General features: G+C 73.7%; 13 protein-coding genes. 6 read left to right on the top strand and 7 right to left on the bottom strand.

The features are described 5' to 3' along the window. Window positions 1-21: 21 nt before the first annotated feature. Entirely contained in the window at window positions 22-429 is a 408-nt protein-coding gene (locus tag DSM104299_RS27675) for a VOC family protein (protein ID WP_272474904.1), read from the top strand. Here DSM104299_RS27675 and DSM104299_RS27670 read toward each other — a convergent pair. From DSM104299_RS27670 to DSM104299_RS27655, 4 genes are read right to left on the bottom strand one after another with little or no spacing between them, the layout of a single operon-like run. Further along, entirely contained in the window at window positions 374-1,246 is an 873-nt protein-coding gene (locus tag DSM104299_RS27670; RefSeq protein WP_272474903.1) for an arylamine N-acetyltransferase family protein, read from the bottom strand. The genes DSM104299_RS27675 and DSM104299_RS27670 overlap by 56 nt on opposite strands. 10 nt (window positions 1,247-1,256) lie before the next feature. Then, window positions 1,257-1,589: a nitrite reductase small subunit NirD gene (nirD, locus tag DSM104299_RS27665; protein WP_272474902.1), complete on the bottom strand. Its 333-nt coding sequence runs from the start codon at window positions 1,587-1,589 to the stop codon at window positions 1,257-1,259. Continuing rightward, window positions 1,586-4,000, bottom strand: a complete 2,415-nt coding sequence (gene nirB / locus DSM104299_RS27660) for a nitrite reductase large subunit NirB (RefSeq protein ID WP_272474901.1) — start codon at window positions 3,998-4,000, stop codon at window positions 1,586-1,588. The genes nirD and nirB overlap by 4 nt, the downstream gene beginning before the upstream one ends. Then, window positions 3,997-7,590: a molybdopterin-dependent oxidoreductase gene (locus tag DSM104299_RS27655; protein WP_272474900.1), complete on the bottom strand. Its 3,594-nt coding sequence runs from the start codon at window positions 7,588-7,590 to the stop codon at window positions 3,997-3,999. The genes nirB and DSM104299_RS27655 overlap by 4 nt, the downstream gene beginning before the upstream one ends. 147 nt (window positions 7,591-7,737) lie before the next feature. Between DSM104299_RS27655 and DSM104299_RS27650 the strand changes: the two genes are divergently transcribed. The 3 genes from DSM104299_RS27650 to DSM104299_RS27640 are packed head-to-tail and all read left to right on the top strand — an operon-like array spanning window position 7,738 to window position 10,787. Beyond that, complete coding sequence (locus DSM104299_RS27650) at window positions 7,738-9,045, top strand: glutamine synthetase family protein (protein ID WP_272474899.1); 1,308 nt, start codon at window positions 7,738-7,740, stop codon at window positions 9,043-9,045. Between the two features lie 12 nt (window positions 9,046-9,057). Next, a complete protein-coding gene (locus DSM104299_RS27645; RefSeq protein WP_272474898.1) occupies window positions 9,058-9,738 on the top strand; it encodes a winged helix-turn-helix domain-containing protein in 681 nt (226 codons plus the stop codon). Continuing rightward, window positions 9,735-10,787: an anthranilate phosphoribosyltransferase gene (locus DSM104299_RS27640; RefSeq protein ID WP_272474897.1), complete on the top strand. Its 1,053-nt coding sequence runs from the start codon at window positions 9,735-9,737 to the stop codon at window positions 10,785-10,787. Before DSM104299_RS27645 ends, DSM104299_RS27640 begins: the two co-directional genes overlap by 4 nt. On the opposite strand, the gene DSM104299_RS27635 is transcribed toward DSM104299_RS27640, so the two are convergent. From DSM104299_RS27635 to DSM104299_RS27625, 3 genes are all read right to left on the bottom strand, one after another. Beyond that, window positions 10,784-12,301 carry an MFS transporter gene (locus DSM104299_RS27635; RefSeq protein ID WP_272474896.1) on the bottom strand — a complete coding sequence of 506 codons (1,518 nt, stop codon included), beginning with the start codon at window positions 12,299-12,301 and terminating at the stop codon, window positions 10,784-10,786. The two genes, DSM104299_RS27640 and DSM104299_RS27635, sit on opposite strands and share 4 nt — an antisense overlap. Before the next feature lie 113 nt (window positions 12,302-12,414). After that, window positions 12,415-13,383, bottom strand: coding sequence for a hypothetical protein (locus DSM104299_RS27630; protein ID WP_272474895.1), 969 nt, complete (start codon window positions 13,381-13,383; stop codon window positions 12,415-12,417). A gap of 78 nt (window positions 13,384-13,461) precedes the next feature. After that, the gene (locus tag DSM104299_RS27625) at window positions 13,462-14,049 is read right to left on the bottom strand and encodes a TetR/AcrR family transcriptional regulator (RefSeq protein ID WP_272474894.1); all 588 of its coding nucleotides are present in this window, start codon (window positions 14,047-14,049) and stop codon (window positions 13,462-13,464) included. 55 nt (window positions 14,050-14,104) lie between these two features. Between DSM104299_RS27625 and DSM104299_RS27620 the strand changes: the two genes are divergently transcribed. Both DSM104299_RS27620 and DSM104299_RS27615 read left to right on the top strand, forming a co-directional pair. After that, the gene (locus DSM104299_RS27620; protein WP_272474893.1) at window positions 14,105-15,115 is read left to right on the top strand and encodes an NADP-dependent oxidoreductase; all 1,011 of its coding nucleotides are present in this window, start codon (window positions 14,105-14,107) and stop codon (window positions 15,113-15,115) included. Further along, the gene (locus tag DSM104299_RS27615) at window positions 15,115-15,882 is read left to right on the top strand and encodes an SDR family oxidoreductase (RefSeq protein ID WP_272474892.1); all 768 of its coding nucleotides are present in this window, start codon (window positions 15,115-15,117) and stop codon (window positions 15,880-15,882) included. The genes DSM104299_RS27620 and DSM104299_RS27615 overlap by 1 nt, the downstream gene beginning before the upstream one ends. Window positions 15,883-15,892: the final 10 nt, after the last annotated feature.

The raw sequence follows: 15,892 nt of genomic DNA, 5'->3' as shown, positions 1-15,892 counted from the left end.
AGAGCAGCGATCCTTTGCGCGATGGTCGGCGACCAGGACGAGGCGCTCGCCTGGTACACCGAGAAGCTCGGCTTCGAGAAGGTGGTCGACATGGACGCCGGCGGCTGGCGGTGGATCACCGTCGCGGCGCCGGGCCAAGCGGACGAGTTCACGATCTCCCTGATCGACCCGTCGGTCCGCCCCGACGTCGAGGCCGACGTCCGCTCGCTGATGGCGCGCGGCGGGCTCAACGGCGTGATCATCCAGACCGACGACGCCCGCGCGGCCTACGAGGAGCTGAGCGCCCGCGGCGTGGAGTTCACCAGCGAGCCCGAGGAGTTCTTCTACGGGATCGACTGCGGGTTCCGCGACCCGTTCGGCAACGCGTTCCGCCTCACGCAGGTCGCGGCGGTTCCGGCGGAGCCGACGCCGGCGAACACGCCGTCCTGACGAACGCCTCGTGCTGGGCGCACGCATTGGCCCAGAGCCGGGCGACGCGCTCTGTGCCCAGCGCCGCGGGGTCGATGCCGAAGACGTCGCGCAGCGTGGCGGCCAGCGCGTCCTCGTCGTCGAGCACCGCGCGCTCGTCGCGGCGCGGACCCTTGCGTGAGAGGGTCCGGCCGCGGAGCGTGACGACCTCGTCGTCGTGAGGCTGCTGGACGACGAGGGTCTTGACGAAGCTCGAGTCCGCGCTCGTGGCGAGCCGGAGGTGGTGCGGCGCGTAGGTCGCCAGCGGCACGGCGTCGTCGCCGAAGCGGAAGCCGGGGGTGCTGCCCCACCGGTGCTGCGTGATCCACCAGCCGTCGTCCTGCGGCTCGCGCTCCAACACCCATGAGAACGGACCTCGCACGTGCGCGCCCGCGCGCAGCGGGACGGGCTCCAACGGCCCTTCTCCCCAGCCCGCGTCGCACAGGAAGCGCTCGCCGTCGGCGGTGGTGGCGACCAACGCCAGGTGGTTGATCGGCGCCCCGCCGGCGTGCGCCTCCCGCTCGTCGACGAGCGCCTCGCGCCGCTCGACCCCGAAGCACAGCGCGCGCAGCAGCGTGAGCAGGATGGTGTTGATCTCGAAGCAGTAGCCGCCACGCCCGGTGGTGAGCGTACGCAGGATCAGTCGGTCCGGGTCCAGCTCGGCGTGCTCACCGAGCTGCGCGGTGATCCCGTCGTAGGCGAGCCGGGACACGAACGCGCGATGGACCTCTCGCAGTCCTGGCGCGTCGCTGCCGGGACGGTGGTCGAGGCCGATGTGCTTCAGGAGCTCGTCGATCACCGCCCCGACTCTACGCGGCGGCCGGGACTCCCTCGGTCGCCGGGACCCCGATCGCCACGTAGACGCGGCCGTCGCGGACCTCGACGTGGTGGGCGCGCACGCCCGGGCCGTCGTGGCCGATCGGGGCGCCGGTGTCGAGCGCGAAGCGGCGCTCGTGGAGCGGGCAGATGACGGAGCAGTCGGCGGCGATGCCGTCGGCGAGCGGACCGCCCGCGTGCGGGCAGGCGCGGTCGATCGCGTACCAGCCTGCGGCGGTGCGGAACAGCGCGACGCGGTGGCCGTCGACCGTGACGGTCCGGCCCTCGCCGGTCGGGATGGCGTCGACGGGGCAGGCGTAGGTCATCGGGCTCCTCCGGTGGGCGGGCCGACGAGCGCGGGCCGCGCCGCGCCGTCCTCGTCGTCGGGATTGGTGAACTGGTGCGGGTGGTAGGGCTCCCGGCGCTCGAGCCATGGGTCGGTCGCGGCGGCCTTCGCCAGGCGGAAGCGCTCGCGCAGCGCCGCGCCGGTCGCCGGATCGGTCACCGCCGCGCGGATCGCGTCGAGGCCGACGCGCGGGACGAAGTCATAGGTGCGCTCCTTGAAGTCCGCGTTCTCGCGGTAGTACTGGAGGAACGTGGTGGAGACGCGCAGCGCCTCGGCGCGGGAGTCGACCGTGCACAGCACGTCGGCCTCGCGGACGCTGCCCCCGGCGGCGCCGCCGACCCGGACCTGCCACTGGTCGTCGCCGACGGCGACCAACCCGATGTCCTTGATCGTCGCCTCGGCGCAGTTGCGCGCGCAGCCCGAGACGCCGGACTTCACCTTCGCCGGCGTGTGCAGCCCTTCCCACTCGCGCTCGATCTCGACGCCGAGCCCCATCGAGTCGGCCAGCCCGAAGCGGCAGAAGTCCGACCCCACGCAGGTCTTGACCGTGCGGACCGCCTTCGCGTACGCGTGCCCGGACGGCATCCCGAGCTCCTCCCAGACCTTCGGCAGGTCCTGCTTGCGCACGCCGAGCAGGTCGAGGCGCTGGCCGCCGGTGACCTTCACCAGCGGGATGTCGTACTTCTCGGCGACGTCGGCGATCCGGCGCAGCTCGGCGGGCGTCGTGACGCCGCCGTGCATCCGCGGCACGACCGAGAACGTGCCGTCCTTCTGGATGTTGCCGTGGACGCGGTCGTTGATGAACCGCGCGTCGCGCTCCTCGCGGTGGCGGTTGGCGTTGATCTCGCTGACCAGGTAGGCGAGGGCCGGCTTGCACGCGCCGCACTCGCGGCCGGTGCCGCACGCGCGCGAGACGTCGCTGACGGACTCCAGCCCGTCCGCGCGGATCAGCGCCGCCAGGTCCTCGCGCGTCTGCTGCTTGCACGGGCAGAGGTAATGCGGCTCGTCGGCGACCTCGCCGCCGGCCGCCAGCGCCACGATGTCGACCACCAGCGCCTTGCACGAGCCGCAGCCGGTGCCGGCGCGCGTCATGGCCATCACCTCGCGGGGCGTCGTCGCGCCGCGCTCGGTCACCGCGGCCATGATGTCGCCCTTGCAGACGCCGTTGCAGTTGCAGACCTGGACCTCGTCGGCCATCTCGGCCGGGCCGGCCTCGAGCGACGCGGCAAGCGCGGCCAGCGCGTCCGCGACGCGCTCGCCGCGGCGCACGAGCGTCGACAGCGCCTCGGCGCCGCGCAGGTCGCCGAGCAGGATCGCGCCACAGGCGGCGCCGTCGCGCGTCGCGAGCTTGCGGTAGACGCCGTCGGCGGCGTCCATCGCGACCGCCTGGCCGTCGCCCTCGGCATCCCCGACGGTGAAGAGGTCGACGCCGGCGACCTTCAGCTTGGTGCTCGGGATCGTGCCGGCGTAGGCGGCGGCGCCGTCGCCGGTCAGGGCCGCGGCGGCGACGCGTGCCTGCTCGAGGATGGGCGCGACGAGCCCGTGGACGCGACCGCGGTGCTCGGCGCACTCGCCGACGGCGTAGACGTCGGGGAGCGAGGTCCGCAGCGCGTCGTCGACGACGACTCCGCGGTTGACGGTCGCGCCGGCCGCACGGGCCAGCGTCGTCTCGGGCGCGATGCCGATCGAGACGACGACCAGATCGGCCTCCAGCTCGTCGCCGTCGGCGAAGCGCAGGTGGTCGGGCGCGATCTCCGCCGTCTGGCGGTTGAGCTCGACGTCCATCGCGAGCGTGTCCTGGAGCAGGCCGGCCGAGCCGGCGTCGAGCTGGCGCTCCATCAGGCGGTCCATGAGGTGGACGACCGTGACGGCGCAGCCCTGGGACGCGATCCCGCGCGCGGCCTCCAGCCCGAGCAGGCCGCCGCCGATCACCGCGGCGCGGCGCGCGGAGACCGCGGCCTCGCGGATGCGGTCGCAGTCCTCGGGTCCACGGAAGGCATGGACATGGGGTTGGTCGATCCCCGGGATCGGGGGCAGCAGCGCGTTGGAGCCGGTGGCGAGGACGAGCGAGGTGTAGGTGATGGTCGGACCGCCGTCGGCCAGCGCGATCGTGCGGGCGCGGGCGTCCACCTGCGCGACCCAGGCGTCGGTGACGACCGTGACGTGCTGGTCCTCGAACCACTCCGCGGGCCGCAGCTGGAGCGTCTCGGCCGACGCGCCCGAGACGAGGATCTCGGACAGGCGGACGCGGTCGTACGGAAGGCGCGGCTCGGCGCAGATCAGCGTCACCGGGACGAGCGCGTCGCGCTCGCGGACCGCCTCGCAGACCGCCAGGCCCGCGATGCCGCCGCCGATCACGACGACGCCCGCGTCGGAGGGGTTCAGGCTCATGCCGCGATGGTCGGCGATGGCGGTTGCCGCTCCGAGTCGCTCGTGTTTCGGGCCGATGAACGGTGCCGCTCGAGGATCGCCCGGACCTCGCCGGCACACCCGCCGCAGCCGGTCGAGGCGCGCGTGGCCTTCGCCACGCCGGCCACGGTCGTCAGCCCGCGCGCGGCGATCGCCCGGTCGATCGCGCCGGCGGTGACCGCGTTGCAGGAGCAGATCGTGGCGTCCGGTGCGGGCGGCGGGGCCTCGGCCCCGACGGCGCCGAAGCCGGCGTCGATCAGCGCCGCGTCGGTCGGGTCGTGCGAGCGCAACGCCGCGCTGCACCGGCGGGCGTCGGCGACGTCGCCGACGAGGATCGCGCCGACGAGCCGGTCGCCGTCCAGGACGAGCTTGCGGTAGCGGCCGCTGCGGGTGTCGCGCAGCGTGACCTCGTCATGGTGGTCCTCGGGCTGCGCGACGCCGCCGGCGTAGACGTCGACCCCCGCGACCTTCAGGACCGTCGCGGTCGTCTGCGGGTGGAACGCGGCGGGGTCGCCGGCGATCGTCGCGCCCGCCACGCGCGCCTGCTCGGCCAGCGGCGCCCACAACCCGTACACCATGCCTTGGTGCTCGGCGCACTCGCCGACGGCGAAGACCCCAGGCGCGCCGGCGCGCAGCGCGTCGTCGACGACGATGCCGCGCGCGACGGGCAGCCCGGCCTCACGGGCGAGCGTCGTCTCCGGGCGCACGCCGGCGGCGACGACGACGAGGTCGGCGGGCAGCGGCGTGGCGTCGCCGCCGTCGAGGACCACCGCGTCCGGCGTGATCCGCTCCGGCAGGACGCCCACGCGCAGCGCGATTCCGCGGGCGCGCAGGGCGGCGCCGAGCATCGACGCCGAGGCGTCGTCGAGCTGGCGCCCCATCAGCCGCGGCGCGGGCTCGACCACCGTGACGCGGGCGCCGCGCGCGTGCAGGCCGGCGGCCGCCTCCAGGCCCAGCAGGCCGCCGCCGAGGACGACCGCGCGCCGGCCCGCCACCGGCGTCCCCGACAGCGCGGCGACGTCCGCCCAGGTCCGGAAGACGCCGACGTGCGGGAGGTCGGCGCCGGCCAGCGGCGGGACGAACGCGCGCGAGCCCGTCGCGACCACCAGCGTGTCGTAACGATGCGCGCCTCCCGCGAGGTCGCGCACCACCTTGTTGGTGGTGTCGATCGCGACCGCCGGGCAGTCGCCGCGCAGGTCGATCCCGCGCTGCGCGTACCAGGCCAGCGGCTTGACCTCCAGGTCGCCGGGCCCGCACTCGCCCGCGAGCAGCTTGGACAACATGATGCGGTTGTATACGGGCCCAGGCTCCTCGCCGAGCATGGTGATCCGCCAGCCGTCCGGATCGCGCCGCAGGACCTCCTCGACGGTGGCGAGCGCCGCCATGCCGGTGCCGACGACGACGAGCCGGCGCCGTGGTCCATCCGCGCCCCGCCGCGCCGCCCGCCCACGCGCCGGCTCCAGCGCGACCGCCATGGCCTTCAGCTCCGGCTGCTTCGACGTCGGGTCGACCGTGGCGTGGCTGACCGCGTTCACCGCGCCGGCACCCGCTGGTGCGTGTGCCGCGCCCCAGTGGAACGGCGCGAAGGCGACGCCGCGCGGCAGCGTGGCGTCGAACGCCGCGCGCAGGACGACCTCGCCGCGGCGGCGCGAGCGCACCCGGACGTCGTCGCCGTCGACCAACCCATAGGCCTTGCCGTCCTCGGGGTGGACGCTCAGGGTCGGGACGCCGGCGGCCGCGCGCAAGGCGGAGGACTTGCCCGTGCGGCTCATGGTGTGCCACTGGTCGGCGACGCGCCCGGTGGTCAAGGTCATGGGGAACTCGGGGTCCGGCGCGTCGGCCGGCGCGCTGTGCGGCGCGGGCCCGAACCGTGCGCGCCGGTCCGGCGTCGGCGGCCGCCGATCCTCGTACAGCCGCACGGTGCCGTCCGCGGTCGCGCCCGCGACGAGCGCCGCCGGGGCCGGCCACTGCACCGAGCCCTCGCGTCGCAGCCGCGCGTGCGAGACGCCGCTGACGTCACAGGGCCGCCCCGCCGTGGTCGCTGCGAACTCGTCGTAGACCGCGGCCGCGTCGGGCCATGCGAACGCGTCGCCGAACCCGAGGGCTCGGGCCAGCCCCGCGTAGATCTGCCAGTCCGGGCGCGCCTCGCCGGGTGCGTCGAGCAGCTTGCGCACGAGCCCGACGCGCCGCTCCGACGACGTCATCGAGCCTTCCTTCTCGGGCCATGCCGCGGCCGGCAGGACGACGTGCGCCAGCGCGCTGGTCTCCGTCGGGTGGTGGCAGTCCTGGACGACCAGCAGCTCGCAGCGCTCGAAGGCCTCGCGCACCCGTGCGCCGTCGGGGAGCGACACCACCGGGTTGGTCGCCGCCACCAGCACCGCGCGGACGCGTCCGTCCAGCAGCGCGTCGACGACCTCGGTCGCCGTCAGGCCCGGGACCGCCGAGAGCGCGCCCGCCTCCAGCCCCCAGTGCGCCTCCATCGCCGCGCGGTCGACGCCGTCGTCGACGCGTCGGTAGCCCGGCAGCAGGTGGGCGAGCCCACCAACTTCCCGGCCGCCCATCGCGTTGGGCTGCCCGGTCAGTGAGAGCGGCCCGCAGCCCGGCCGTCCCAGGTTCCCGGTGGCCAGGCAGAGGTTGATCAGCGCGCGGTTCTTCAGCGTCCCGACGGCCGACTGGTTGGCGCCCATCGACCACAGGGTCATCGCCGCACCCGCCGCGCCGAACCACTCCGCGGCGCGCTCGATGTCGGCCGCCGCGACGCCGCACGCCTGCGCGGCGCGCTCCACCGGCCACGCGCGCGCCACCGCCATCGTCGCGTCGAAGCCGCTGGTGTGCCGCGCGATGAAGTCGCGGTCCAGCAGCCCGTCGCGCTCCAGCACGCAGAGCATGGCGTTCAACAACGGCAGGTCGGTCCCGGGCCGCACCGCGAGGTGCAGGTCGGCGGCGATCGCCGTCGGCGTCGCGCGCGGGTCGACGACGATCACGCGCGCGCCCTCGGCCTGCCGGTCCCGGATCCGCGACCACACGATCGGGTGGCACGCCGCCGTGTTGGACCCCAGCAGCAGCAGGCAGTCGGCCGCCGCGAGGTCCGCATAGGCGGGCGGCGGCCCGTCGGCCCCGAACGCGCCCGTGTAGCCCGCCACCGCGCTGGACATGCACAGCCGCGAGTTGGAGTCGACGTTGTTGGTGCCCAGGAAGCCCTTGGCCAGCTTGTTGACCGCGTAGTAGTCCTCGGTCAGCAGCTGGCCCGAGACGTAGAACGCGATCGCGTCCGGCCCCGACTCGTCCACGATCGCGCGCAGCCGCGCCGCGACCCCGTCGATGGCGTCGTCCCAGGACGTCGAGGCGAACGGCAGGTCGCGGGACGCCCGGACCAGCGGCGTCGTCGGCCGGTCGGCGGCGTGAACCGCAGATCCCAGCTCCAGCGGCTTGCGGCACGTCCGCCCACGGTTGACCGGATGGCGCGCGTCGCCCGCGACGCCCCGCACCCGCCCGCCCTCGACGTCGACCGAGAGGCCGCAGCCGGTCCCGCAATACGGGCACAGGGTGGACGTGGATGTCGGGCCGGGCACGCGGCAGGGATGGTGCGGCCCGACCGTTTCCCTTCCGCGACGGCTTTGTTTCGGCTTGGTGTCGTCCGCTCGACCGGTCGGCGAACGAGTTCCGACCTCGCGGAGGATGTGCACGCGCCACATCGCTGCCACCGTCTCTGACACCGCATGGGTCCACGGGATACATACGTGCTGCGCACGGCCGAGGAGCGCGGCGTCCGCTTCGTCCGCCTCTGGTTCGTCGACGTCCTCGGCATCCTCAAATCGCTCGCCGTCCCCGCCTCCGAGCTCGAGCAGGTGCTCGAGGACGGCGTCGGCCTGGACGGCTCGAGCCTCGAAGGCGCCGCCCGGCGCCGCGAGCGCGACGTCATCGCCTACCCCGACCCGTCCACGTTCGCGCTGCTCCCCTGGCGCGACGGGGTGGTCGGCCGCATGTTCTGCACCGTGCGCGAGCCCGACGGAGGCGCCTTCCCGGCCGACTCGCGCGACGCGCTGCAGCGCGTCCTGGCCCAGGTCGCCGACCTCGGCTGGACCGTCCAGGTCGGCGCCGAGATCGAGTTCTTCCTCTTCGCGGGCGAGGACGACAGCCCGGTGCCGCGCCCGCTGGACGACGGCGCCTACTTCGACCTGACGCCGCTCGACGAGGGCTCGGACTTCCGCCGCCGGACGATCGACCACCTCGAGCACCTCGGCATCCCGGTCAAGGCCAGCCACCACGAGGTGGCGCCCAGCCAGCACGAGATCCAGCTCGCCCACACCGACGCGCTCTCGATGGCCGACGCGATCACGACGTTCCGCCTCACGGTCAAGGAGGTCGCGTCGGAGCTGGGCCTCTTCGCCACCTTCATGCCCAAGCCGCTGCAGGAGCACGCGGGCAGCGGGATGCACCTGCACCTGAGCCTCTTCGACGGCGACCGCAACGTCTTCCACGACCCGGACCCGAGCACACCGCTGTCGCCGCAGGGCCGGCGCTTCCTGGCCGGGATCCTCGCCCACGCCGGCGAGCTGACGCTGCTGACCAACCAGTGGGTCAACTCCTACAAGCGGCTCGCGAACGGCTTCGAGGCGCCGCGGCACGTGCAGTGGACGCGGACCGGTGGCGCGGGTCTCGTGCGTGTCCCCGCGTCGCGGCCGACGCGGGAGACGGCGACGCGGATCGAGCTGCGCTCGCCGGACCCCGGCGCCAACCCGTACCTGTCGCTGGCGCTCGTGCTCGCCGCCGGCCTGCGCGGCATCGAGCGCGGCTACCAGCTGGGCCCGGAGGCCAACGGCGACGACGCCGCGTCGGTCGACGCGCCAAAGCTCCCCGCCGACCTGCGCGAGGCCACCGACCGCTTCGAGTCCTCCGACCTCGCGCGCGAGACCCTCGGCGACCGCGTCGTCGACCTGGTCGTCGCCAACAAGCGCGCGGAGTGGGACGCCTACCAGGCCACAGTCTCGACCTGGGAGCTGGAACGCTTCCTACGGTTGTTGTAGGTAGGCCTCGACATGCCGGAGGCGTGGATCTACACCGACGAGTCGGTCGACGACGTGGCCTCCGACGTCGCGCGGCTGCTCGCCGAGCTGGGCTTCGCGCCACGCAAGGTGTCGGCCAACGGCTCGCTGCGGCCCGAGGGCGACGGCGGCGCGCCGCCGCGGCCGCCCGACCTCGCGCTCGTGCTGAGCGACCCGGGGCTGTGCGCGCGCCTCGAGGGCGACGAGGACCTCGGCGACGTGCCGGTCGTCGTCGCGATCGACGGCGCCGAGCTCGACCACGGCGGTGCAGTCCACGAGGGCCACGAGCTGATCGTCCTGCCGCTGCGCGCCGCCGAGCTGCGCGCCCGGATCGCCCGCGCGCGCCGCCGCGTCAACGGCGTCCCGGACGACAACGTCGTGCGGGTCGGGTCGCTGGCGGTCAACCTCGCGACCTACCAGGTCGCCATCGACGCGCGGCCGATCGACTTCACCTACATGGAGTACGAGTTGTTGAAGTTCCTGGTGACCCATCCGGGTCGCGTCTTCGGTCGCGAGGCGCTGCTGAGCCGCGTCTGGGGCTTCGACTACTACGGGGGCGCGCGCACGGTGGACGTCCACGTGCGCCGCGTGCGCGCCAAGCTCGGGGCCGAGCACGCCGGCCGGATCAAGACCGTGCGCAGCGTCGGCTACCGCTTCGAAGGAGAGGGACGATGACCGAGAGCGCCACGCAGCCGCTGCGCGGGCGGGCAGGCTACGCCGGCTTCCGCGCGATGATCAAGGCGGTCGCGACCGGCCCGCGCGGGTCGCGCGACCTGACGTTCGACGAGGCGCGCGAGGCGACGGCCGCGCTGCTCGCCGGCGAGGTGTCGCCGGCGCAGGTGGGCGCGTTCCTGATCGGACTGCGCGTCAAGGGCGAAGGCGCCGAGGAGCTGGCGGGGGTCACCGCGGCGCTGCGCGACCGCGCGGCCCCGCTGCACGTCGAAGGGGTGGCCGGCAACCGTCCGCTGGTGGCGAGCGCCGGCGCCTTCGACGGCGTCGCCGACGCGCCGCCGCTCTCGCTCGCGGCGGCGGTGTGCGCCGCCGCGGCCGGGGCGGCCGTCGTCACGAGCTGCGGCGGCCGGCTCGGTCCCAAGCACGGCATCACGGTGGCCGAGGTGCTCGGCGCGCTCGGCGGTCCGGCGCGGCCGACGCCCACGGAGTCCGAGGCGATGCTCGCGCGCGCGGGGGTCTCGGTGGTGCACGCCGGCGCGGCCCTGCCCGGCTGGGAGGCGCTGGCCAAGACCCGCGACGAGATCGGCCTGCGGGGCCCGATCCACAGCGCCGAGAAGCTCGTGGACTGGTTCGGCGCCCGGCGCTTCGTCGTCGGCCACACCCACGGCAGCTACGCGGGCCGGCTGCTCGGCGCGCTGGAGCGGCTGGGTGCAGACCGCGCGATCGCCATCCGCGGCGTCGAGGGCTCCGACGTGCTGCGCCCCGGCCGGCCGGTCGCGGTGCTGTCGCATGCGGGTGGCGCCGTCGACCTGCCCGAGCGCCTCGGCCTCGTCCTGCGCGGCGACGCCGACCCCGAGGTCGCGGCCGACCTCACGCGTGCCGTGCTGCGTGGCGAGGACGCCGGTCCGGCGCGCCAGGCCGTGGCGCTCAGCGGAGCGGTCCGCCTGATCGCCGCGGGGACGACGAACGACCCGGCCGACGCCCTGCGCCGCTGCGAGGCGGTGCTGGACGACGGCCGGGCCGCGGCGACGCTCGACGCGTTGCTCGGCTAGACGCCGGTCAGCGGGCTGGCGCGGCGCACGTAGACGACGTACGTCATGACCGCGAACACGGCGTAGGCGCCGACGAACACCCACAGCGCCGAGACCGACCAGTCCTGGTGCGCCGCGGCGATCGACGCCTTCTCGGCCGGGTCCTTCGCCGCCTTCATGAGGGCCGACACGTCGAGGCTGGCCTGGCGGAAGGCGACCTGGATCAGGAAGCCGCCGAACGCGCCGACCGCTCCCGCGATGCCGATCACCGCCGCGGTCTGGCGCTTGAACGACAACATGGTGTCCTTGCCGTCGCCCGCGCGCCGGCCGAGCGCGGCGAAGATCGCGGGGATCATCCGGTACGTCGAGCCGTTGCCGACGCCGGCCAGCAGGAAGATGATCATGTAGGCGCCGAAGAACGTCGCGAACGAGTGGGCGTTGACCCCCGCGATCGCCACCAGCGTGCACGCGCCCATCCCGAGGAACGCCGTCAGCGTCACGCGCGCACCGCCGATGCGGTCCGAGAGCAGGCCGCCCAGCGGACGGGCCAGCGAGCCGACCAGCGCGCCGGCGAAGCCGAGGCCCGCGAGGTAGGTCGCGATGAACGGATGCCCGGCCAGGAACTCCGGGAACGTGTTCTTGATGACCAACGGCAAGGCGAACGAGTACCCGATGAACGAGCCGAACGTCCCGATGTAGAGCATCGACATGACCCACGTCTGCGGCTGGCGGATCGCCTGCCGGTAGGCGGTGGTGTCGGTCCGCGCCTGCGTCAGGCTGTCCATGTACCGCCAGGCGCCGACCGCGGCCAGCGCGATGAACGGCATGAACAGCAGGCCCGCGTAGCCCAGGTGCACCGGGTGGACCGGCAGCTTGACGACCGCGCCCGAGACGCCGACGATGATGACCAGCGGGACGACGAGCTGGGTGAGCGCCACGCCGAGGTTTCCGCCCGCGGCGTTCAGACCCAGCGCGAAGCCCTTCTTGCCGTCCGGGTAGAAGAACGAGATGTTGGCCATCGACGACGAGAAGTTGCCGCCGCCGACGCCGGCCGTGGCCGCGCACCCGAGCAGGACCGCCATCTGCGTGGAGTGCGGCTGATCGGCCAGCCAACCGCTGGGCACCAGGAACGCCAGCAGCGCCGTCGGGATCAGCAGCAGCAGCGCGCTGACGAGCGTCCACAGGCGGCCGCCGAAGCGCGGCAGCGCGAAGGTGTAGGGGATGCGAAGGGCCGAGCCGATCAAGTTCGGCGTCGCCGTCAGCCAGAACTGCTCGGGCACCGAGAGCGCGATCCCGACGTTGACCAGGTTGATGACGACGATCGCCCAGATCGACCAGATGCAGAAGCCGAGGTGCTCGGCGAAGACCGACCAGAGCAGGTTCTTGCGTGCGATGCGCTGGCCCGTGGCCGCCCAGAAGCGCTCGTCCTCCGGCTCCCACTGGTCGATCCAGCGGCCTCGACGACCGCGGGCCGCTGCGCTGGCGGACGCGGCTGCGGCGGCAGGCGTCCCGGACACGTCGATCGTCGTGCTCATGGCCGGCGATCCTGCCGGCCGCCCGTGTCCGGACTTTGGCCTGGATGTTGCGGTCAGGTTTCAGGACCGAGGCGGGCCGGGGTCCCCGGCCCGCCTCGGGTCCGACCATCGCCCTACTTGGTGTGGATGGTGACCGTCGACCCCGTCGAGGGGACGTACATGCCGTTGGCGACGCCCGCGTAGACGCGGTACTTGCCGCCGCGGCTGATCTTCACGTGCTTGCTGTACGTCGACTGGCCGCTGCTGCTGTGGCGCGCGGCGGTCCCGGCGATCGTGACCCAGTGCTTCTTGGAGTTCAGCTTCTGGATCGCGATCGGCGTGCCGTCGACCGCGGGCTTGACGGTCCCGGAGAACGTGAGCTGGTGCCCGCGCGTGACCGTGTGGGCCCCGAGATGGGTCGAGATCCGGACCGCGACGCTGACGACGACGATCGGGCTGACGACCGACGGCTTGTCGGGCAGCGCGACGCGCACCTGCGTGTTGACCGCGATCGGGACGCCCGGGAACGTGAAGTTGCCGGCTGCGTCGGTGATCAGCTTGTTCCCGTAGGGCTTGAAGCCCTGGGTGTAGGGGAACGGGTTGGTCTGCAGGACGATCTGGCGACCGCCGTTGCCCGTGCCGGTGAGCTGGCCCGCGAGCGTCGTCGTCGCGCCCGGCGCCAATGGGTTGGGCGTGGCGTTGAGCGTCACGCCGAGCGGCTGGGCCTTGGTCTTGAACGTCCGGTCGGCGCCGTTGTCCAAGCCCTTGGCGTTGGTCGCGATGAAGCGGTAGTGGTAGGTCGTCGCGGGCGCGAGGCCCGACACGTCGACCGTGATCGAGCGCCGGCCGTCGCCGGAGACCGTCTGCTCGGCCGTCCCCGACCCGTAGCGGTTGGTCGTGCCGTACTGGAACAGCACCTTCGTGTCGGCCCCGTTGGGGTCGACGGTGCCCGCGAGCGTGACGGTCTGCTGCGCGAGGTTCGAGGTGCCGCCCGTCGTGACGACCGGCGCGGTCGCCGCCATGGCGGCGGCGGTGGGCAGGGCGGCGAGCGTCAGCGCGAGTGCGCCGGCGCGGAACGCCCAGCCCAAGGTTCTACGGTGCATCAAGTCCCTCCCGATGGGATCTTAGGTCTCGTCGTTGCTTCGTTGGCACAGAACACGCCCAACGGACGCGTGTCGCGGTCACATACCCAGATTTCGTCCGAGGGCAGCGTCGAAGAGGGGGCGGACGGTGCCCAGGAGGCGCGGCAGGCGGGTCGTGCGGTCGTTGGCGACCTCGTGCAGGACGAGCTCGTTGACGGCCCCGAGCAGGGCAATGGCCATGGGTTGGGGCAGCGTTCGCCGGCCGCCGCGCCTGACGATCCGGCGCAGCAGCGCGGCGTAGCGGAGGTCGACGGCGAGGTGGAGCTCCAGCGCCGCCGCGCCCGCCGCCTGGATCTCGATCAGGAAGAGGCGCGTCATCTCCGGCTGGGCGGCCAGCGCCATCAGGTAGGTGGCGATGACCGTGTCGACCTGGCGGCGCCAGTTGCCGCCGTCCTGCGCGGCCGCGCGCTCGGCGGCGTCGTAGACCGAGGACGCCGCCGCCTCGTAGGCCGCCAGCAGGCAGCGCTCCTTGTCGGCGAAGTGGGCGTAGAACGTGCGCTTGGAGATGCGCGCCGCGCGGGCGAGGTCGTCGATCGTGACCGCCGCGTAGCCCTTGTCGGCGGCCAGGCGCGCCATCGCGCCGAGGATGCGGGCGCGGATCTCGGTGGCGGGGACGGCGGGGGGCATGCGCGGGCGGCCGACGCTAGCAGCGCCGGCGGTCCATTGGTACTGTCCGGTACCAATGTCCCAGAGCAACCGTCAGATCCGCCTCGCGGCACGGCCGCAGGGCGAGTGCAAGCCGACCGACTGGGAGCACGTCGACGCCGAGACGCGTGCGCCCGGGGAGGGGGAGTTCGCCGGGGTCACCAAGCTGATCTCGCTCGACCCCGCGATGCGCGGGTGGCTCAACGACGTCCGCTCCTACATCCCGCCGGTCGGCATCGGCGAGGTGATGCGCGCCGGCTCGATCGTGGAGGTGACGGCGTCCAACCACCCCAAGTTCGCGGTCGGCGACCACGTCGTCGGGACGTTCGGCGTCCAGTCGCACGTCGTCAGCGACGGGCGCGGCGCGCTGCGGGTCGACCCGTCGGCGGCGCCGCTGCCGACCTACCTCGGCGCGCTGGGCATGCCGGGCATGACCGCGTACTTCGGGCTGCTGGACGTCGGCGCGCTGAAGGGCGAGGGCGAGACGGTCCTGGTCTCCGGCGCGGCGGGTGCCGTCGGCACCATGGTCGGCCAGATCGCCAAGGTCAAGGGCGCGCGCGTGGTGGGCATCGCCGGCGGCCCGGAGAAGTGCGCCATGTTGGTCGGGGAGCTCGGCTTCGACGCCGCCGTGGACTACCGCGGCGACGACGTCCGCGGCGCGCTGCGCGCCGCGACGCCGGACCGCGTCGACGTGTACTTCGACAACGTTGGCGGGGACATCCTGGACCTCGCGCTCACGCGCCTGAACCTGAAGGCCCGCATCGCCATCTGCGGCGCGATCAGCCAGTACAACAACGAGACGACCGTGCAGGGTCCGGCGAACTACCTGTCGCTGCTGGTCTCCCGCGCGCGCATGGAGGGCTTCGTCGTCTTCGACTACGCCCGGCAGTTCCCGGAGGCGGCGGCCGCGATCGCGGGCTGGATCGGCGAGGGCAGGATCGTCACCAAGGAGCACGTCGTGCAGGGCGCGATCGACGACTTCCCCGAGACGTTGAGCATGCTCTTCCGCGGCGAGAACGTCGGCAAGCTCGTGCTCCAGGTCGCCTGATGGAGCTGCGCGACAAGGTGGCGCTGATCACCGGCGGCTCCAGCGGGCTGGGCCGCGCCACCGCGCTGGCGCTCGCGGCCGAGGGCGTCGAGGTGGTCGTCGCCGACGTCGACGAGGCGGGCGGCCGTGCCGTCGCCGAGCAGGTCGGCGGCCACTTCGTGGCGTGTGACGTGTCGTCGTTCGCGGCGAACGTCGCGCTGGTCGGCGCGGCCGTCGACCTCACGGGCGGGATCGACATCGCCTACCTGAACGCCGGCGTGGTGACGGGCTTCGGCATCGGCCCGGAGTTCGACGTCGAGCGCTACAAGAAGGTCATGGGGATCAACTTGGACGGCGTGATCTACGGGACTCACGCGGTCCTACCTGCGCTGAAGGCGCGTGGCGGCGGCGCGATCGTCGTGACCGCGTCGCTGGCGGGGCTGACCGCGGTCCCGTTCGACCCGATCTACGCCGCGAGCAAGGCGGCCGTCGTCGGGCTCGCGCGCTCGCTCGGCCCGGCGCTGGCCGTCGACAACGTCACCTACAACGCGATCTGCCCGGCGTTCGCCGAGTCCAAGATCGTCGAGCCGATCCGCGAGGTCCTCGCCGCCCAGGGCGTCGAGCTGATCCCAGCCGAGACCGTGGCGGCCACCGTCCTGCGGATCATCACCGGCGGCGCGACCGGCGAGGCCTGGTTCGTCCAGCCCGCGCGCGAGCCGGCGCCGTTCATGTTCCGCAACGTCCCGGGCCCGGGCAAGGGGAACGCCGCGCGGCCCGAAGCGATTTAGCATTCCTGAA

The organism is Baekduia alba, assembly GCF_028416635.1.
Lineage (GTDB): Bacteria > Actinomycetota > Thermoleophilia > Solirubrobacterales > Solirubrobacteraceae > Baekduia > Baekduia alba.
This window is presented reverse-complemented; position numbering and strand designations above follow the sequence as displayed.